The organism is Streptosporangium sp. NPDC020145, from assembly GCF_040631275.1.
Taxonomy (GTDB): Bacteria; Actinomycetota; Actinomycetes; order Streptosporangiales; family Streptosporangiaceae; genus Streptosporangium.
This window is the reverse complement of sequence record NZ_JBEXZT010000004.1, coordinates 402,371-420,601: the sequence shown is the minus strand read 5'-3', so window position 1 is coordinate 420,601 and position 18,231 is coordinate 402,371. Positions and strand designations below refer to the sequence as shown.

At 71.2% G+C, this 18,231-nt stretch carries 17 protein-coding genes and 1 riboswitch; of the genes, 5 read left to right on the top strand and 12 right to left on the bottom strand.

Features of this window, described 5'->3' with window-relative positions; all coding sequences use genetic code 11:
- Positions 1–60: 60 nt before the first annotated feature.
- The 7 genes from ABZ463_RS10265 to ABZ463_RS10235 form a co-directional block, all read right to left on the bottom strand.
- The gene (locus ABZ463_RS10265; RefSeq protein WP_352008747.1) at positions 61–1,653 is read right to left on the bottom strand and encodes a serine/threonine-protein kinase; all 1,593 of its coding nucleotides are present in this window, start codon (positions 1,651–1,653) and stop codon (positions 61–63) included.
- Positions 1,653–3,257 (bottom strand): zinc ribbon domain-containing protein, encoded by a 1,605-nt coding sequence (locus ABZ463_RS10260; protein ID WP_352008746.1) that lies wholly within the window; start codon positions 3,255–3,257, stop codon positions 1,653–1,655. Before ABZ463_RS10260 ends, ABZ463_RS10265 begins: the two co-directional genes overlap by 1 nt.
- Positions 3,258–3,416: 159 nt before the next feature.
- Complete coding sequence (locus tag ABZ463_RS10255; protein WP_362775123.1) at positions 3,417–4,100, bottom strand: adenosylcobinamide amidohydrolase; 684 nt, start codon at positions 4,098–4,100, stop codon at positions 3,417–3,419.
- Positions 4,097–4,870 (bottom strand): ABC transporter ATP-binding protein, encoded by a 774-nt coding sequence (locus ABZ463_RS10250; protein ID WP_362775120.1) that lies wholly within the window; start codon positions 4,868–4,870, stop codon positions 4,097–4,099. Before ABZ463_RS10250 ends, ABZ463_RS10255 begins: the two co-directional genes overlap by 4 nt.
- Positions 4,867–5,862: an iron ABC transporter permease gene (locus tag ABZ463_RS10245; protein ID WP_352009447.1), complete on the bottom strand. Its 996-nt coding sequence runs from the start codon at positions 5,860–5,862 to the stop codon at positions 4,867–4,869. The genes ABZ463_RS10250 and ABZ463_RS10245 overlap by 4 nt, the downstream gene beginning before the upstream one ends.
- Positions 5,863–5,982: 120 nt before the next feature.
- Entirely contained in the window at positions 5,983–6,948 is a 966-nt protein-coding gene (locus ABZ463_RS10240) for an ABC transporter substrate-binding protein (RefSeq protein WP_352008743.1), read from the bottom strand.
- Positions 6,949–7,068: 120 nt separating this feature from the next.
- Positions 7,069–7,122: riboswitch (cobalamin riboswitch) on the bottom strand.
- A 341-nt stretch (positions 7,123–7,463) separates the two neighbouring features.
- Positions 7,464–8,327 (bottom strand): Gfo/Idh/MocA family oxidoreductase, encoded by an 864-nt coding sequence (locus ABZ463_RS10235; protein WP_352008742.1) that lies wholly within the window; start codon positions 8,325–8,327, stop codon positions 7,464–7,466.
- Positions 8,328–8,423: 96 nt separating this feature from the next.
- Between ABZ463_RS10235 and ABZ463_RS10230 the strand changes: the two genes are divergently transcribed.
- Entirely contained in the window at positions 8,424–9,005 is a 582-nt protein-coding gene (locus ABZ463_RS10230; protein WP_362775115.1) for a histidine phosphatase family protein, read from the top strand.
- Between the two features lie 368 nt (positions 9,006–9,373).
- Here the strand turns inward: ABZ463_RS10230 and ABZ463_RS10225 are convergent, their stop codons facing one another.
- A complete protein-coding gene (locus tag ABZ463_RS10225; RefSeq protein WP_184715044.1) occupies positions 9,374–9,610 on the bottom strand; it encodes a DUF397 domain-containing protein in 237 nt (78 codons plus the stop codon).
- Complete coding sequence (locus ABZ463_RS10220; RefSeq protein ID WP_352009446.1) at positions 9,611–10,432, bottom strand: helix-turn-helix transcriptional regulator; 822 nt, start codon at positions 10,430–10,432, stop codon at positions 9,611–9,613.
- A 221-nt stretch (positions 10,433–10,653) separates the two neighbouring features.
- Between ABZ463_RS10220 and ABZ463_RS10215 the strand changes: the two genes are divergently transcribed.
- Positions 10,654–11,172, top strand: a complete 519-nt coding sequence (locus ABZ463_RS10215; RefSeq protein WP_352008740.1) for an ATP-binding protein — start codon at positions 10,654–10,656, stop codon at positions 11,170–11,172.
- 345 nt (positions 11,173–11,517) lie between these two features.
- A complete protein-coding gene (locus tag ABZ463_RS10210; protein ID WP_362775112.1) occupies positions 11,518–13,908 on the top strand; it encodes a helicase-associated domain-containing protein in 2,391 nt (796 codons plus the stop codon).
- A 71-nt stretch (positions 13,909–13,979) separates the two neighbouring features.
- Here ABZ463_RS10210 and ABZ463_RS10205 read toward each other — a convergent pair whose 3' ends face one another.
- Positions 13,980–14,603: a helix-turn-helix domain-containing protein gene (locus ABZ463_RS10205; protein WP_362775109.1), complete on the bottom strand. Its 624-nt coding sequence runs from the start codon at positions 14,601–14,603 to the stop codon at positions 13,980–13,982.
- 41 nt (positions 14,604–14,644) lie between these two features.
- Here ABZ463_RS10205 and ABZ463_RS10200 point away from each other — a divergent pair, with 41 nt between their 5' ends.
- The gene (locus ABZ463_RS10200) at positions 14,645–14,980 is read left to right on the top strand and encodes a rhodanese-like domain-containing protein (RefSeq protein ID WP_362775106.1); all 336 of its coding nucleotides are present in this window, start codon (positions 14,645–14,647) and stop codon (positions 14,978–14,980) included.
- A 49-nt stretch (positions 14,981–15,029) separates the two neighbouring features.
- Here the strand turns inward: ABZ463_RS10200 and ABZ463_RS10195 are convergent, their stop codons facing one another.
- Positions 15,030–16,637 carry a DUF885 domain-containing protein gene (locus ABZ463_RS10195; protein ID WP_352008737.1) on the bottom strand — a complete coding sequence of 536 codons (1,608 nt, stop codon included), beginning with the start codon at positions 16,635–16,637 and terminating at the stop codon, positions 15,030–15,032.
- Positions 16,638–16,754: 117 nt separating this feature from the next.
- On the opposite strand from ABZ463_RS10195, the gene ABZ463_RS10190 reads away from it, so the two are divergent.
- Positions 16,755–17,075: a co-chaperone GroES gene (locus tag ABZ463_RS10190; protein ID WP_352008736.1), complete on the top strand. Its 321-nt coding sequence runs from the start codon at positions 16,755–16,757 to the stop codon at positions 17,073–17,075.
- 103 nt (positions 17,076–17,178) lie between these two features.
- Here ABZ463_RS10190 and ABZ463_RS10185 read toward each other — a convergent pair whose 3' ends face one another.
- Entirely contained in the window at positions 17,179–18,129 is a 951-nt protein-coding gene (locus ABZ463_RS10185; protein ID WP_352008735.1) for a hypothetical protein, read from the bottom strand.
- Positions 18,130–18,231: the final 102 nt, after the last annotated feature.

Here is an 18,231-nt window from a genome sequence, read left to right as displayed (position 1 = left end):
CCGCCCTCCGTGCATACAGGACAAAACGCCCAGGCAAGTGGCTTACAAGTGGGCCACAAGTCAGGAGGTCCCGAAGGACACGCTCCGCACGAACCGATTGGCCAGCGAGCTGTCACAGGTGCCCGGCGCGCAGAAGTAAATCATGAGGGCGGGTTTGCCCGGTCGTTCCACGGCCCATCCGGTGAAGTCCAGTCTGCCGCCGCGCTGCGGGTCGGTGATCGAGCCTTCGAGCCGTACGGCCGGCTTGCCGCCCACCAGCACCTGGACGACCTCGGAGGAGACGTTGACCGTGCCCGGCAGCGAGGACTGCAGGGTCTCCTGGAGCTGCTGGGCCCCGCTCCGCGGGTCGAGGGTGTCGAGGGTCTGCGCGTAGATCCCGGTCGCCTCCGCCGGGGAGGCCTTGATGATCTCGTTGACCGCCGCCCAGTCGGCGGTGACCGGCGTGCCGAACAGCGCGTCGAACTCCCCGGCCTTCGGGGAGGCGACCACGAACACGTCGGCGTGCGCGCGGGGGGTCCAGCTCGGCGGATGCTCGAAGGCGACCGGCACCGCGGACGATCCCGCGTACGGCGTCCACTCGCCGCCGCCCCTCAGGACGGTGGCGAGCACCGCGACCAGCGCGACGACGGCCGCCACGGCGACGCCCGCGCCGACGACGATCCCCCGCCCCTTCCCGCGTTTGCGCGGGGAGGCCTTCCGCGAGGCTTCCGGCGCGGGCCTCCTCGTGGGTGCCTCCGGCTCGGCCTGGGAGGTCCGGGAGGCCTGAAGGTCCTGGGGGGCCGCCTCCGCGAGCCGGTAGGACTGGCCGCTGATCGCGTCCCGCAGCTCGGTGACGAACTGCGTGCAGGTGTCGTAGCGCTGCTCGGGTGACTTGGCCAGCGCCCGCGCCATGACGCCGTCCACCTCCATCGGCAGCTCGGGCCGCAGCGAGCTGAGCGGGGTCGGCGTCTCGGCCAGGTGTGCCCACAGCAGCGCGATCTCGTTGTCCCGCCGGAACGGCAGCCGCCCGGCCAGCGCCTCGTAGACCACGCACGCCAGGCCGTACTGGTCGCAGCGGCCGTCGACGCGCTCCTTGTTGATCTGCTCGGGGGACATGTAGCGGGGCGTGCCGATGAACTGGTCGGTCTGGGTCAGCCCGGAGAGCGAGGTGAGGTGCTTGGTGATGCCGAAGTCGGTGAGGTAGGCGTGGTCGCCCTCGGTGTGGCCCGCGATCAGGATGTTGGCCGGTTTGACGTCGCGGTGGATGAGGTCGTGCGCGTGCGCGGTGTCCAGCGCCGCCGCCACCTGGGCGAAGATCCTGTTGGCCTGGCCGACCGGCATCAGCCCCCGGTCGTAGAACAGGCGCCGCAGGTCGGGGCCGTCCACGTAGCGCATCGCGATGTAGAGCGTGCCGTCCTCGGCCGCGTCGGCCTCGTAGACCGGGATGATGTTGGGGTGGTCGATGCTCGCGACCGTCCGCGACTCCAGCACGAAGCGCTGGCGGAAGCGCTCGTCCTCGCCCAGCAGCGGGTTGAGGACCTTCAGCGCCACCTTGCGGTTCAGCCGGGAGTCGATGGCGAGGTAGACCACCGCCATGCCGCCCTTGCCGATCAGGTCCTCGACGCGGTATCCGGCCACCTCCTGGCCGATCAGGGCTCTGTCGTTCTGGGCCATCACGCCTCCGTGGGGTGGCCGCAGTAGCCGCAGAAGCGGTGCGCGGGCCCCAGCCGCATCCCGCAGGCGGTGCAGTACTTCTGTTTGACGGGGACGGTGTCCGGCCTGGTCGCGGTCTCCCTGGTGCCGGGCCCGCCGCCCGGGTCCCGCGCGACCAGCACGGGAGTGCCCGGCGCGGTGGTCGTCCTGGGCAGCGCGGGGAAGGAACGGCCGACCACGACGGTGGCGTCGGCCGTCTCGTCCGGTGCCCCGCGCCTGTCCGCCTGTGCCCCGGGGCGAGGCTCAGGGCGGGGTGCGGGCCGCGGTCCGGGGGGCGGCGTGTTCCGTACCGGCTCCTCCTCGGCCTCCTCCTCTTCGTTCCCCCTCCGGCGCCACAGCAGGAAGGCCCCGGCCAGCACGGCCAGCACCAGCACGCCTCCCACGACGAGGAAGGGCCACAGGGGAGGTCCGGCGGCGCTGTCACCGGCGGCGGCCGCGGCCCGTCTGGCCCCCTCGTCCTCGGCGGTCCCGCGTTTCTGCTGGGACGTCTTCAGGTGCGCCGCCGCCAGGACGTGCCCCGGGTAGAGGTCGAGGACACGCTGGAAGGCGGGGACCGCGTCACCGTAGTAGTGGGTGTGGAAGCGGGTCAGCGCCTGCTCGAAGGCCGCGTCGATCGGCCCCCTCCTGGGAATGACCCTGGCCTCGGCCAGGGCCTTGGTGACCTCCCGGACCCCGATCATGCGGCCGTCCTCGCCTCCTCCGACGAGCAGGCCGACGACCTCCCCCTTCTTGTCCTCGATCACCGGGCCGCCGCGCAGGCCCCGGTCGACGAGCGCCCCCAGTTTGCGTGGCTCGTCCACCTTGTTCTCCGGGTCCCGGAACCCTCTGCCGCCCTCGCCCGCGCCTCCGGCGCTCAGGTGGGCGATGTCCACGGTCTCCGGCAGGCCCGCCGCGGGCCGTCTGGTGAATCCGGCGACCGCGACCGGCCAGGAGTCCTTGTCCGGCACCTGGGCCGCCAGCGGCGCCGTCGGCAGGCCCGCGCTGGCGTCCGCGCGTCCGACCGGCACGAGCACGGCGGGACTGTCCGGCTTGTCCCCCACACGGGTGATCTCAGCCTTGAAGCCCTCGTCGTCCGGCCGGGAGATGTTGGGGAAGACACGGATCTCGGTGGTGACGTCGACGATGCAGGTGGCCGTCGGCAGCTTCGGCGGGTAGCACTCCTGCAGGTGGTGGTTGAGCAGTTTGTCCTTCAGGGTGTGCCGCTTGAAGTCGTCAGGGATCTTGACCTTGTGGTGCTCGGCGAAGATCTTGTTGGCGGCGTGGACCGCCACGTCCTTGTCCGTCCTGACCACCCTGGTGAGGGTGACGACGGCGCCCTCGGGGTTGACCACGGTGCCGGTGCCCTCACCGATCGGCACGTCGTAGGAGCGTTCGACGTGGACCAGTTCGCCGATGTGGTCGAGCAGGGTGATGTCGACGCGTGCCTTGGCCTCGACCCTGACGACCGCCGGGGTCACCAGGTCGGTGATGCCACTCGGATGTTCGTGCGCGAACGCGGGGACCGTCGCGGCGGCCACGGGGACGACGACGCCGAGGAGCGCGAGAGCCAAGACGAATCGCCGCATAGCCACTCCATAGGGGGGATTAGGACAAGCGTGGCAACCGTAGTGCAGAAGTCAATAGAACATCACCCGGATAAGTATTCAGTAGACAAACAATCACCGTTCGACCAGGACACATCCCGCCAGACCCCCGAAAACAACGCCTAGATCAACTACCAATCCCTACATTTCGGACAGTCCTGAAGATGGTTCCCGAGCCGCCTGGCCGTTCCTGCCCATCCAGTCACGGGCGCCCTGCCGTACGGCGGCGTGCACCGCGCGGGCGACGCGGGCGCCCCAGGTCGAGCGCGGGCCGCCGAACAGCTCGGCCCGCCCCTCTTCCCGTACGGCGACGCAGACCGCGTCCGAGGCGGTGCCCGTACCCGGGAATCCCTCCTCGGCCAGCGCCTGGGACTTGGCCTCGGTGACCGTCATGACGGCGTTGACCAGGGCGGCGTCGGTCATCGCCACCGGGACGGCGACGACGATGTTGATCGTCCCCGGCAGGTACATCGGCGCCAGCTCGGGGTCGGGGGTTCCCTCAGGGGCCGCCGCCCAGGTCGGCACGCGCAGGCCGACGGTCGCCGCGACCTCGACTCCCCCGTCTGCGGCCGTGGTGAACCGGTCCACGGCCGCCGCGGTCAGCATGCCGACCCCGGGCCCCGGCGGGGCCATCTCCAGCAGGTGCGCCACCGGGTCCATCCGCGAGTAGCCCCCGGCCACCTGGGCGTTGAGCACCCACCCGACCGGCCCGATGCCGCCGCCCAGCATCGCCGAGGAGATCGCCCGCCAGCCGGGGCCGCACTCCCACAGCAGCGAGGCCAGCCTGGCCCCGTCCTCCTCACGACGGCTCAGTCCGAGTCTCACGGGCGCTCCAGGTGGACCTGTGGTCTGCCGCCCGCGTCGGCCACCACACGGACCCGGGCGTCGAAGTGCTCACCGATCAGCTCCTCGGTGAGGACGTGCGCGGGAGTGCCCGCCGCTGCGGCCCCACCGCCGGCGACCAGCGTCATCGTGTCGGCGTACTGCCCGGCGACGCTCAGGTCGTGCAGCGTCGTGACCACGGTCAGGCCGTCGGCCAGCCTGAGCCGGTCGAGGAGTTCGAGAACCTGCTGCTGGTGTCCCAGGTCCAGGGCCGTGGTCGGCTCGTCGAGCAGCAGCACCGACGCCCGCTGGGTCAGCGCCCTGGCGAGCACGACCCGCTGGCGCTCCCCGCCCGACAGGTGGCCGAGCGCGCGGGCGGCCAGCGGGGACAGGTCGAGCCGGTCGAGCACCGAGGCGGTCACCTCCCGGTCCTCCCGGCTCTCCCTGCCCAGGTGCGGGATGTACGGCGTGCGGCCGAGCATCGCGTAGTCGAAGACCGTCATGTCCCCGGGGAGCGCCGGGGTCTGCGGGGCGTAGGCCAGCAGTCGCGCCCGTTCCCTCGGCTTGAGCCCGCGCACCGGCGCGCCGTCCACGAGCACCTCACCCGAGTGTGGCAGCAGCCCGGCCAACGCCCTGAGCAGGGTGGACTTGCCCGCGCCGTTGGCCCCGATGACGGCGAGCCACTCCCCCGCGCCCGCCCGCAGGTCCACACCGGACAGCACGGCCCGCCCGCCGAGGACGACGCCGAGCCCCCTGGCCTCGACGCGGCTCATGTCTCCACCCGCCGGGTGAGGCGGAGCACGGCCACGAAGAACGGCGCCCCCGCGAAGGCGGTGACCACCCCGATGGGCAGCTCGGCCGGGGCGATCACGGTCCTGGCGGCCAGGTCGGCCAGGACCAGGAAGACGGCCCCGCCGACCAGGGACAACGGCAGCACCACCCGGTAGGACCCCCCGGCCAGGCGACGGACCACATGTGGGACGACGATGCCGACGAAGCCGATGAGCCCGCTGACCGCCACGGCGGAGGCGGTGGCCAGCGAGGCGGCCAGCAGCACCACGAGCCTGACCCTGGCGACGTTCACGCCGAGGCTGGCCGCCTCGTCGTCGCCGACCGACAGTACGTCGAGCAGCCTGCCGTACAGCAGCATGACCACGACGGAGACCGCCGCGTACGGCAGGATCAGCCTGACCTGCTCCCAGCCGCCGCCGACGTTGCCGAGGATCCAGCCGTAGACGCGCTGGAGTTCCTCCACGTCGAGCTGCTGGAGGAACGTCTGGACCGCGGTGAGGAAGGAGGTCACGGCGACCCCGGCCAGGACCAGCGTCGCGGTGCCGCCGCCCCTCCCCGCGACGTTGCCCAGCGCGTAGGCGAGCAGGACACCGCCGATCGCCCCGGCGAACGCCGCGCCGGGCACCAGGAGCGTGTCCCCCTCGCCGGTCGTGAACACGATCACCGCCGTCGTCGTCAGGCCCGCCCCGGCGGCGGCCCCCAGCAGGTAGGGGTCGGCCAGCGGATTGCGGAACACGCCCTGGTATCCGGCGCCCGCGCAGGCCAGCAGTCCGCCGACGATCGCGGCGAGCAGGACCCTGGGCAGCCTGAGTTCCAGCAGCAACGCCCGCTCGACCGGCGCGAGCCCGGAGTCGGCGGAGACGAACGGCAGCCAGTCGAGCAACTGCAGCGCGGCGCCGCGCGGCGCGATGTCCGCCGCGCCGACCAGCAGGGCGGCGAGCATGCTCGCCAGCAGCAGGAGGCAGGCCGCCAGTGTGACGAACGGGCGCGGTCCCGCGGTCCGGCGGGGAAGCCGCCTGCCCGCCGTCCGGAGAAGGCCGGGGGCCACCTCGGGCGAGGACGAGCCCGTTGAGGGACGGGAGAGGTCGGTCACCTAACTGGTCGCGGTCTTCCGGACGGCCTCGCCGACCTGCTTGACGAGATCGACGACGCGGGGACCCCAGCGGGAGGCGAGGTCGTCGTCGAGGGCGACGACCCGGTCCTTCTTGATCGCCGAGAGCCCGGACCAGCCGGGACGCTTGGCGAGGGTCTCCCGCGACTGGCCGCAGCACTTGGTGTCGGCGAGGAAGACGATGTCCGGGTCGGCCTTGACGACGAACTCGGCGGAGAGCTTGGGGTAGCCGCCCGCCGCGTCGGGGGCCTTGTCCGCGATGTTGGTCAGCCCGAACAGCCCGTAGATCTGGCCGATGAAGGTGGTCGAGGTCGCCGAGTACGGCGTGCTGTCCAGTTCGTGGTAGTAGGTCAGTTTCTTGTCCTTGGGAGCCTCGGCGGCGAGGGCCTCGATCTGCTTCCTCATGCCGTCGGCGACCTCCTCGGCCCGGTCCACGTTGCCGGTGGCCAGGCCCAGGTCGGTGATCTGGTCGTAGGCGTCGTCGAGTTTGGCCGCCGCGGGCTCGACCAGCACGGGGACGCCGAGCGCGCCCAGCTTGCCGACGACGCCGTCGATGTCGTTGGCGAGCACGACCAGGTCGGGCTTCTTGGCGACGATCGCCTCGACGTTCGGCTTGAACCCGGACAGGGTGGTCTTCGGCGCCTGCGCGGGGTGGTTCGACTGGTCGTCCACCGCGACGACCTGGGGGCCGGCGCCGACGGCGAAGAGGTTCTCGGTCGCGGTCGGCGACAGCGAGACGATGCGCTCCGGGCGCTTCTGGACGACGACCGGGCCGTTGCCCGCCTGAACGGTGACGGGGAAGGCCGCCCCCTGCGGGGACTGCGCCGTCGTCGCGGACGGGTCGGCCGTGCTCCCGGTGTTTCCGGCGCCTTCGGTGCTCCCGGCGCATCCGGACAGGGCAAGCACACCGGACAGCGCGCCGACGAGGGCGATACGTACGGGCCTCACTCGGGGGGATCCTTTCGGTCATCGGAACAGGAGAGACCCGTGAAGGGACGGGGTCACCCTTTCCACGAGGGCAGACAGCGTCGGCACAGCGGAAGGCGACCTGGCTCGATCAGGGAGAACGCTCCCCTGACCATGACAGTTGCGGGACAGCGCCGGGCTCACACCGGACTTCGCTACACGCTGTGCAACAAACCAACGCTATCAATCCCCCCGATCCTCTCCTCCGTCAAGCCCGCCCTCCCAACATCCGCGAACCCGGTGCCGTGCATGAGGAGTGCCGGCTTGGGCGCGTCGGTGTCTGGACTGAGGAACGCAGGAGCGCAGCGACGCAGTGACGAGGGAAGACACCGACGCGCCCAAGCCCGCGACGCCGCCAGGCGGAGCAAAGAGACACGGCTTGGGCGCGTCGGTGCTTGGACTGAGGAACGCAGGAGCGCAGCGACGCAGTGACGAGGGAAAGCACCGACCCGCAGCGCCCAAGCCCGCGACGCCGCAGGCGGCGCAAGGAAACACAGTCAAGCCTGGTCCTCCAGCTCCCGTTCGGCCTCGGCGATCACCTCCTGGAGGCGTAGGCCGTGTGCCGCGTCAAGGGGATGGCCGCCGCCGCGGGCGACGGTCTCGGCGAACTCGGAGAGCATGACGGCGAACGAGTCGGAGCCGAGGCGGTTCCCGTCGAGGTGCTCGCTGCCGAGCCTGCCGTACACGTCGACCCTGGAGGGCGGCGTCTCGCCGGGGACGCTCATGCACAGCGACGCCTCGCTGACCGCGCCCGTCTCGTGTTCGAGCAGCAGGCCGACCCAGCCGCGCGGGTTGCCGTGGGCGCGCACGCCGGTGATCCGGCCGAGCGCGGCGTCCAACATGTCGATCATGTGCGGGCCGATGTCGAGGATCGCGCCTCGTTCGAGTCGCCAGGGGGTGGCGAAGTCGCCGCCCAGCATGGAGCCGGAGACGCTGACCGCGTTGCCGCCGAAGGGCTCGATGGCCGAGACCCTGGCCAGGAAGGCCCTGGTCGCCGCGGAGTAACGCCAGGTCAGGACCATCTGGGAGGGCACGCCTGCCTCGGCGACCGCCTCGGCGAGCCGTCTGGCACCGTCGAGGTCGGCGGCGAGTGGCTTCTCCAGCAGCAGCGCCTTGCCCGCCCGCGCGGCGAGCACCCCCAGCTCGGCCTGTACGGCGGGCGGCACGGAGAAGGCGACCGCCTCGCAGTTGTCGAACAGTTCCTCGATCCGCTCGTAGACCGGGACCCCGAACCGGGCCGCGGCCTCGGGGCGCCGCGCCCACACACCGACCAGGCGCGTGTCCGGTCCGGCCGCGAGAACCGGTGCGTGCACCATCTCCGCCCACGGCCCCGCGCCCACCAAACCCACAGATATCGTCACGGCCCCAGCTTCTCACGACCCCTTCCGCCGGTCGCGCGCTCATCAGGGACCCACCCCACCAGAACCAGGAGGCCGTACCGGCATGATGGATCACATATGGACGAGATGATTCTGCTGCGGCACGGTGAGACCGAGTGGAGCAGGGACGGGCGTCACACGGGACGTACCGACCTGCCGCTGACCCCCAGAGGTGAGGAGCAGGCGCGGGCGCTCGCGCCGCTGGTCGGGGGCAGGTCCTTCGGGCTGGCCCTGGTCAGCCCCGCGTCGCGGGCCCGCCGTACGGCGGAGCTGGCCGGACTGACGGATTACGAGGTCGACCCGGACCTGTGGGAGTGGGACTACGGCGGCTACGAGGGCATCACGACCGTGGACATCCGGCGCACGCGCCCCGGCTGGTACCTGTGGCGCGACGGGGTCGTCCCCGGGGACGCCGAGCATCCCGGTGAGAGCGCGCAGGAGGTCGCGGAGCGCGCCGACCGGGTGATCTCCCGGGCCCGCGCCGCGGACGGCACGGTCGCCGTGGTGGCGCACGGTCACCTGCTGCGGGTGCTGTGCGCCCGCTGGCTGGGACTTCCCGCGCGGGACGGCCGCCTGTTCCGCCTGGACACCGGGACCTACTCCCGGCTGGGCTTCGAACACGGCGAACCGGTGGCGCTCACCTGGAACGCCCCCGTCTGAGGGCCGGGCCGCGGTCCGCGGCCCGTCAACCACATCAGCACTTCCTGCGTGGCCCGCGCGGGCCTCCTCGCAGTGCCTCCATCTCCAGTGGCAGGGCTGGTCGCGTACTCCGGTGACCCATGTGCGGTAGGACACCGGAGTGGTCGCACCGTCGCCTGTGGCCTGCGAGGCGACACCATATGTGCGGATCACGACGCGACCGCCTGGTGCGAACAGCACGTCGTCGGCCACGGGATACAGGGTCATCCGGTCGAGCATGGCTTGAGCCCCCATTCGCTGTTGGCTCACACTCTTCCCCGCCGACCCGCTCCCCGGGTTACGTCATCGACACGGCGAGGTTAACCACTCGCCCCGATGTGAAAACGGCGTTACACCGTAAGGCTGTCGAACTCCCCGTCTTTCACCCCGAGCACCAGCGCACGGATCTCGTCGCGGGTGTAAATCAGTGCCGGACCCCCGGGAAAGCGGGAGTTCCGGACCGCGATACTGCCGTCGGGCAGTTCCGCCAGCTCGACGCAGTTGCCCGTCGAGTTGCTGTGACGACTCTTACGCCAACTCGCCCCGGCCAGGTCCGTGGCGGGCATGCCGTTGTAGGTGTGGTTCATTTAGATCTCTCTGAGAAGGTCGCCGAGGATCTCGGCGGTGCCCCCAGGCGTGGTGCTTTCCACGCACAGCTGCTCCATGGCCGTGAGGTATGGATCAATGTCCTCACGTTTGTCCAGGTAGAGGGCACCCCAGAGCTGCTCGACATAAACGACGTCCGACAGGTCGGACTCGGGAAACCGCAAGATGCTGAACGCACCACCCTCGGCCGCGTGCATGCCGAAGCGGAAGGGCATCACCTGGATGGTGATGTTGGTCAGCGCGGCCACCTCCAGCAGGTGCTGGAGCTGTTCGCGCATGATCTCCCGTCCTCCGATAGGGCGCTTCAGGGCCGCCTCGTCGATGACGGCCCACAGGCGGGGGCCGTCCTTCTTCGTCAGGCGTTCCTGACGCTGCATGCGCATATGCACACGACGCTCGATCTCCGCCTCCGGCACGTCCGGGTAGCCCAACCGGATCACGGTGCGCGCGTAGGCCGCCGTCTGCAGCAGGCCGGGAACGAACTGCACCTCGTAGGTGCGGATCACGTTCGCCGCCTCCTCCAGCCCCACGTAGGTGGTGAACCAGTTCGGCAGGAGATCGCCGTACTTGTGCCACCAGCCGGGGGTGTTCGCCTCGCGGACCATCTCCAGCAGGCCGCGCCGTTCTGCGTCGTCGAGCACGCCGTACAGGGTGAGCAGGTCTTCCACGTCTCGTGTCTTGAAACCGACGCGACCCAGTTCCATCCGGCTGATCTTGGACTCCGAGGCCCGGATGTGGAATCCGGCCACCTCACGGGGAAGCCCCTTCTCCTCACGCAGGCGACGCAGGCTTGCGCCGAGCATGATGCGCCGAACGGTGGAACCGGTACCGGGCGGGTCCATGGACACGTGGTTGCTCCTCGCTCGCTTTCCTGATCGACAGTCTGTCACTTCGCGGCCCAAGATTTCCCAGCCGCGGACAAGATCCCCTTTCTGTCCGATTGCCGATTTCATGGGTAACCGTAGCGGTTGCACGCACCTTATGCACGTGCATTCGCTCTTGCACCTGCACGGGAGTTTGCACCATGATGATCGCTGTGCAGTCCGCCCACACCGCGCTCTCCCGGACCTCCTGGACGGCGCTCGACTGGTGGCCCCCCGTCGGCTGGTGGCCCGATACGGCACGCGATCTCCTCTCCGGATCAGCGGCCATGGCGAGCGCCACCTTCGTGCTTCCCCCGCAGGCGGAGTCGGTGCACTCCGCCCGCAGCTTCGCCACGGGGACACTCACCGGCTGGAAGCTCACCGACCTGGTCGAGAACATGGAGCTCATCGTCTCCGAGCTGGCCACCAACGCCTTCAGACACGGCCTGCGCCTGGCCGAGTCACGCGCCAAGGAACCCATCAGGCTCTCGTTGCTACGCCGGGGAGGCCTGGTCACCTGCGCGCTCAACGACCCGGGATCGGGTTTTCCCGCGCTGCGCGATCCGTCACCCCTGGACATCGGCGGGCTCGGACTGCACATCGTCGAGTCGCTGAGCGTGCGCTGGGGCTGGGCTCCCCTGGCCCCCTACGGCAAGATCGTCTGGGCCGTCCTCGGCTGACGCCCCCGTAGTACCCCCGCCAAGACCATCCCGGACGGCGCCGCCTCTTCCCTCATTGGCGCCGGCCGGTCCCGGGCCCGTGACGCACCCCCGCGAGCGGCCCCGGGACCGGCCAAACCCGTGCCGATCCCGGCCTCCCGCCCGTCGCCGATCCACCGCCGATCCACCGCCGGCCCGACGGTGACCTGGCGGTGACCATGAGCTGACCTGGCGGTGACACGGTGAACATCCTGTGAACCTGTCGCATTCTGCGCGGTGCGTCCCCTGGCGACGCCCTCTGCATTACCGTGGATGTTCATGGCTCACGGAGAGTCCCCGTGTGAGATTCCTGCAGAGAGCTGCGAGATGGACGATCACCTGCTCGGCTGGTTGAAGACCCTCGACGAAGAACGGCTCACCCGAATCCTGGCCAACCGGCCGGACGCCATCGTCGCACCGTGGCCGCGGCGCCTCGACACCCTGGCGCAGCGGCTGGGCAACGGATCCGCGATCTCCGCGGTCATGCGCGCTCTTCCACTGCCCTCCTTCGAGGTCGCGCAGGCGGCCCTGGCCCTGGGCGACCGCGTCGACCTTGAGACACTGGCCGGGTTCATGGGCGTCTCGGAGGCCGAGACCGCCCCCTGGATCGACCTGCTGTCCGACCACGCCCTGGCCTGGCCCGACGACGAGGGACGCATCCGGCTCGCCGGGGGCCTGGCCCGCTGCTGGACGGCCCCGTGCGGCCTCGGCGAATCGCTGGCCCACTACCTGAACTCGTGGACCGTCAGCGCCGACGCCCTGCGCGCGCTGGCCAGGGCCCTCGGCCTGCCCAACGGCCAGAAGCGCCAGACGGTCAGCAAGATCATCGAGGTGCTCTCCGACCCGGGCCGCCTCGCCGCCCTGCTGGAACGGGCTCCCGAGGGAGCCAGGAGACTGCTCGACGAGTTCGCCTGGGACGGCCCGTCCCGTGGCGTCGACGGCGGCCGGTTCGTGGTCCCCGGCTCCCCGGAGAAGTGGGCGGGCGACCACGGCCTGCTCTTCCGGCCGAGCTGGAACACCGCCGAGATGCCCAGGGAGGTGGCGCTCGCGCTGCGCGGGGCCGACTACCACCCCCCGTTCACCCCCGTCCCGCCCGACCTGGCGACCGTCCCCGTCGACCCCGAGGCCGTCGACCACCTGATGACCCTGGCGGCGCCCCACGTGGTCGAACGCTGCGCCGCGATGCTGGAGAACACCGCGAAGATCCCGTTGCCGCTGCTGAAGGCGGGCGGGGTCGGCGTGCGCGAGGTGCGCAGGCTGGCCAAGGACATCGGCTGCGACGAGGACGAGACCCGGCTGCTGCTGGAGATCTGCGCGGTCGCCCGGCTGCTGGCCTGGGACGACACGGCGGGCGGCCTGGTGCCGACCGAGAAGTTCGACCGCTGGCGGCTGGACGACGCGGCGGCCAGGCTCCGGGTGCTGCTCGCCGCCTGGTGGCGCATGGAACGCTCGTCGCTGCGCCGGATCGACGGCAGATACGGCACGGTGCTCGGCGACGACCCCGCGGGGATCATGGTCGCCCGCGCCAGACGGGCGGTGCTGGGCGTGCTGGCCCGCCTGCCCGCCAGTACGGCGTGCGCCGACCAGGCCGGGCTCGTCGAGGCGGCCCACTGGCACGCCCCGCTGCTCGAACGCCCGCTGCTGGGCGAGTGCGCCCCCGCCGCACTTGAGGAGGCCAGGATGCTCGGCCTGGTCGCCTACGACACGATCACCGACCTGGGGCGCGCGCTGGCCGCGTTGCAGACGGCCGGTGACGAGAACGACGACTCGGTGCCGCTCGTCGAGAACGACCCGCTCCTGGTCGAGTGCTCGATCAGGGCCCTGGCCAGCGTACGGCGCAGCGCGCTGTTCGGCGCCGACCTGACCGCCGTGGTGACGGGTCCCCCCTCCGCCGAACTGGCCGAACTGCTCGACCGGACCGCCGACCGCGAGTCCAGGGGCGCCGCCTCCGTGTGGCGCTTCAGCCCGGCGAGCATACGGCGGGCGATGGACGCCGGATGTTCCGCCGACGACCTGCTGGCCGATCTCGCCGAGGTCGGCACGGTGCCGCAGCCGCTCGACTATCTCGTGCGCGACATCGCCAGGCGGCACGGCGAGGTCACCGTGACCACGGTCGCCTGCATCGTCCAGGCCTCCGACCCGGTGCTGCTGGCCGAGATCGCCGGTCACCGGCGGCTGGGCAGGCTGGGGCTCAGGCTGCTCGCGCCGACCGTGCTCGCCAGCTCCGTGCCCGCGGCCAAGACCCTGGCCGCGCTGCGGGAGAACGGTTACGCCCCGGTCCCGGTCGAGGACACCGGGGAGATCACCGTCCGCCGTGCCCGGATCGAGGAGCCCCAGGGCGGGCGGCTGATCCTGCTGCCCGGGGGGCGGGTGGCCGAGTTCGAGCAACCGCCCTACCCGGTCCTCGACACCCCGCCGGACCCGGGTGAGCACGCCAGACGGCTGCTGGCCACCGGGGACGGCGCCCGGGGCAACGGCAGGACGTGGGCGGTGATCGGCCGCATGGCCTCCCGCCTGCCCACCGCCCAGCAGTCGCTGCTCGGTTTCGTGGTCGACCGGGGCGTGCGGGCCGCGATCACGCTGGCCGACGGACTGACCGCGACCATCAGCCACGGTGAGCTGCGCGGCGGGACACTGGACGCCTGGTGCGAGGAGGCCGGCGACTATCTGGAGTTCCCGCTCGCCGACATCGTCGAGGTCCGCGGCACCTACGTCTGACACCGCTTCTCCGACAGTCCAGGGCGAATCGGGCATCTGCACGTTCGCCTGCACGTTCGGCTGCACGATTCTCACCCCGTGACGAGCGCGCGCACGGCCTTTCTGGCGCGCGCCGGACCGTACTCGGCGACCAGGGCCGTCATGTGCTCGGCGGCCAGCGGCGCGAGCAGGGCGTGGGCCAGGGGGTCGGCGTCGCAGCCGGGACGGGCCTCGGCGAGCAGGATCGCCACGTGCCGGTGCCAGAACCGGTAGGCGCCGATGCGGTAGCGGGCGCCGGGACTCGCGGTCTCCGACATCCTGACCAGGTCGAGGTGGGCCAGCAGATAGTCGAGGTAGGCCTCGACGAACGCGGTCAGCCGTTCGGCGGCCCGCGCGCCGGGCCCGAGGGGTGCGGGACCGGCCAGGATCGCCTCCTGCAGTTCGCGTTCCCGTTCGTCGAGGAGCGCGACGGCCAGGCCCGACCTGTCGCCGAACCTGCGGAACAGCGTCCCCTTGCCCACGCCCGCCTCGGCCGCGACCGCGTCCATCGAGACGCCGTCCACACCTCGTTCGCGGAACAGCCGCGCCGCGGCGGCCAGCACCTTCGTACGGTTGCGCGCGGCGTCGGCGCGTTCCCTGGGCGGCTCGCCCATCAGCACGCGCAGCGGCTCGGTTGACGAAGCGGACTGCGGTCCGTTAAGTTCTCTCCTGTTCACACAAACGGACTATAGTCCATTTATCCTTCGGGAGGCCGGTCATGACCCAGTTGATCACCCGCGACGAGCTGAGGACCGCGATCGAGGCGGGCTCCGTAATCGTTCTGGACACCCTCGGCGGCGAGTACTACGCGCAGCAGCACCTGCCGGGGGCGATCGCCCTGGTCGAGAGCGAGGTCGCCGAGCGCGCCGCCGGGCTGCTCCCCGACAAGGACGCCTCCATCGTCACCTACTGCTCCAACCCCTCCTGCGGCAACAGCGAGGCGGTGGCCAGGCGACTGGCCGCGCTCGGCTACACCCACGTCCGCAAGTACCGCGAGGGCATCCAGGACTGGGCCGAGGCGGGCCTGCCCATCGAGTCCGGCCTGCCCGCCTGACACCCACGTCGGCCGGATCCCCTGCCTCGCCGAGGACCCGGCCGACGTCCTACCCCTCCAGGGCGACCCTGCGGGCCAGGCCGAGGGGGAGACCGCCGGAACCCGCCAGCCTGTCGTGGAAGGCGCGCAGGTCACCCCGTCCCGCGGCCAGGTAGTCGTCCCGGATGCGGTCGATCTCCAGGGCGCCCGTCAGGTAGGACGGCGCCTGGGTGGGCCAGGCGCAGTAGCGGTCCACCTCGCCCTTGGCGGTCCCCGGGGTGAGCGTGGACCTCGTCGTCATGAACTCCTCGGCCTCCTCGACGGTCATGTCACCGCAGTGCAGCGAGGTGTCCACGATGATGCGGGCCGCCCTGAAGAGCCGGAAGTCCAGATGGGCGAGCTCCTGGGCCGCCGTGGTGAAGTAGCCCTGCTCCCGCATGACCTTCTCCACGTACAGGCCCCAGCCCTCGACGAAGTACGGCGTGCGGAACAGCTTGCGGACCCGGCGGGGGCTGCCCGCCACCCAGGACAGGTGCCAGTGGTGACCGGGGTAGGCCTCGTGGACGGCGATGGAGGGCATCTGCGCCCTGGCGTTCGTGCGCAGCCGCTGGCGGACCTGCTCCCCGGTGAAGGAGTCGGGGGTGAAGGGCACGAAGAAGTGCCCGATCCGGGAGGCGGACAGCGGCGGAGGCTGCAGATAGGAGGCGACGGCGAGGATGGGCCGCTGGAACTCCGGAGAGGGCACGACGCGGCACTCCTCCCCCTCCGCGAACGTCACCAGGCCGCGTTCGCGCACGAACCGCCTGGCCCGCTCGGTCTCGGCCTCGTACTCGGCCCGCATGTCCTCAAGGGTCGGCGCGTGGTCGTCCTGGAGCGCGGTGACGGCCGCGTGCCAGTCTTCGGTGCCGCCGGGCAGCCGAAGCGCGACCTCCCGCATCTGCGCGTCCAGTTCCTCGTAGGCCTCCTGGCCGCGCTTGAGCAGTTCGGCCGCGCCGTACCCCAGTGTCTCCCGCTCGTACAGCAGCCTGGAGTACAGCTCCTCCCCCATCCGCCAGGTGCCGCCCGCCCGGAAGCCCTCAAGGAAGACGACCAGGTCGTCGAAGGCCGCGGCGGCGGGCTCCGCCGCCTCGGCCAGGCGGGCGCGCAGCCGTTCGTCCTCGACCAGGCCGGGGACCGTCACGGTGAGGAAGTTACGCGCGGTGCGCGCCTGACCGAGCCCCCGCCTGACCAGCAGCTCGGAGGCCAGCGCCGGGTCGAGGTTGGCCCGGCAGGCGGCCAGGACGCCGGGGACCTCGGCCAGCCGGGCCACCGCCGCCTCGACCAGCTCGGCCTCGGGCGCCAGGCGCTGCAGGAACGGGCTGAACATCGAGCCGAAGACCGTGCCCACGTAGACCGCGGGGTCACGCCGCCAGGTCGGCCAGTCCTCGTACGCCAGGGCGCCCCGCAGCGTCGAGACGACGAGTTCGCGGTCGATCTCCTCCTCGAACCCCTCCTCCTGGGGGGCCCTGGCGAGGCGTTCGAGCCAGCGCCGGGACTCTCCCTCCCTGGCCAGGAAGCCCGCCTCGGAGAGGTCGCCGAGGGTCCGGTCGTAGCCCTCGGCCCCCAGCAGGGTGGCCTGGACGGGGTTGCTCTCCAGGTGCCAGGCGACGAAGTCGTTCACGAGCTCAGAGGACGTCATAGCGGAAAATCCTACTTTCGGCCCCTCGGGGAACTTCAAGGCTCGCCTGGGCCCTGCGCCTGACGGGTCCGCCGGATCACCGGTGGCCCGGGGGCGCCGTTCCCATAAGCTTCTACTGTGGGTGACCCGAAATTCGAGATTCAGATGCTCCACGACCGTGTCATGGTCAAGATCGAGCAGGAGTCAGAGGAGCGCCGCAGCACCGCGGGCATCGTCATTCCCGCGACGGTGAAGATGGCCAACCGGCTGGTCTGGGGTGAGGTCTGCGGCGCGGGGGCGAACGCCCGTTCCGTCAAGGTCGGCGACAAGGTCCTGTTCAACCCCGAGGAGCAGTACGAGGTCGAGGTGCACGGGCAGCTCTATCTCGTCATGCGCGAGCGTGACCTGCACGCCATCGCCACTCCGCAGACCGACAACGGCACCGGCCTGTACCTCTGAGCCATCAGGCGCGCCGCGCCGCCAGGACTCGCCGGACGGCGCCCATGCGTCCCGGGACGGTCCCGTACGGCCGGACACCGCGAGGCGGCGCCCGGCCGAGCGGTCAGCTACGGGTGTAGCTCAGATAGATCTTCCTGTTCCAGTCGCGCGCCGAGACGTCGGCCAGGACCCGCAGGCCCTTGCCCTTGACGTCCACGACCACGACCTTGTAGACGCCGGAGCCGGGCAGGACGGCCACGAAGCTGCGCTCGTCCCACCAGCCGAGCAGGGCCTTCGGCTTGACGCCCTTCACCTTGACCGCGATCTTGCCCGAGCTGCGGTCCCAGACGCAGACGTCCTCGGCGTAGCTCGCCGGGCACCAGGTCATCAGCCCCTTGCCTGAGGGGGAGAAGACGTCCTCTCCTCCGCCCGGGGCGCCGGTCTTGGCCAGGGTGCGCCTGGCCGTGCCGTCCTGGCCGTAGAAGCGGACGCCACCCTGGTGGGCGGCGACCAGCTGGGCGTTGTCCGGGGTCCAGCGGAACGTGGCGGCGGGGTCGACCCCGGAGACGGTCACGGTGCGGGCGGTCTTCGCGGCCACGTCGACGATCACGAACCCGGTCGTCGTCCAGCCTCCGGCCGCCTTGCGCTGGACGGTCAGGACCACCTTGCGGCCGTCGCGGGACCAGTGGGCGAAGTGGGCGACGAACGGCTTCTGCACCGTCTGGATCTTGACGGCCTTCTCCGAGACCAGGTCGGCCAGCAGCACCGAGTCGTGCCCCGAGCTGTAGGAGCTGGGCACCGCGAGCGCCTTGGTCCCGCCCGGCGCCACCGTGATCTCCTGGTACCCCTTCTGCTTGGCGAACGCCTCACCTCTGCGCAGGTAGGCGAGATTGCCGAGGGTGTAGGAGGAAACCGTTAGCGGGTCCGCGGAGCTCTCCCTGACGGTCACCCCGGTGTCGGGCAGGGTGACGTCCGCAGGCAGGGCGGCGTGGGCCGCGGACGGGGCGAGCACGGTCAGGCAGGCCGCGATGACAGCGCCACCGAGCGTTTTGTTGATTCCAGGAGTCACAGGCACGGGCGCAGCCTAGGGCGGGAGCTACTCATAGTTTGTGATCTATACCGAATCGGTTTCCCTGACAAGGGCGGCCTTCGGGAACGGACTGCCGGGATTCGCCCA

Excerpts from the sequence above, each read along its gene's own strand:
- ABZ463_RS10265 (WP_352008747.1), bottom strand. The coding sequence starts at position 1,653 with ATGGCCCAGAACGACAGAGCCCTGATCGGCCAGGAGGTGGCCGGATAC.
- ABZ463_RS10260 (WP_352008746.1), bottom strand. The coding sequence starts at position 3,257 with ATGCGGCGATTCGTCTTGGCTCTCGCGCTCCTCGGCGTCGTCGTCCCC.
- ABZ463_RS10250 (WP_362775120.1), bottom strand. The coding sequence starts at position 4,870 with ATGAGCCGCGTCGAGGCCAGGGGGCTCGGCGTCGTCCTCGGCGGGCGG.
- ABZ463_RS10230 (WP_362775115.1), top strand. The coding sequence starts at position 8,424 with ATGGACGAGATGATTCTGCTGCGGCACGGTGAGACCGAGTGGAGCAGG.
- ABZ463_RS10225 (WP_184715044.1), bottom strand. The coding sequence starts at position 9,610 with ATGAACCACACCTACAACGGCATGCCCGCCACGGACCTGGCCGGGGCG.
- ABZ463_RS10220 (WP_352009446.1), bottom strand. The coding sequence starts at position 10,432 with ATGCTCGGCGCAAGCCTGCGTCGCCTGCGTGAGGAGAAGGGGCTTCCC.
- ABZ463_RS10215 (WP_352008740.1), top strand. The coding sequence starts at position 10,654 with ATGATGATCGCTGTGCAGTCCGCCCACACCGCGCTCTCCCGGACCTCC.
- ABZ463_RS10210 (WP_362775112.1), top strand. The coding sequence starts at position 11,518 with ATGGACGATCACCTGCTCGGCTGGTTGAAGACCCTCGACGAAGAACGG.
- ABZ463_RS10200 (WP_362775106.1), top strand. The coding sequence starts at position 14,645 with ATGACCCAGTTGATCACCCGCGACGAGCTGAGGACCGCGATCGAGGCG.
- ABZ463_RS10195 (WP_352008737.1), bottom strand. The coding sequence starts at position 16,637 with ATGACGTCCTCTGAGCTCGTGAACGACTTCGTCGCCTGGCACCTGGAG.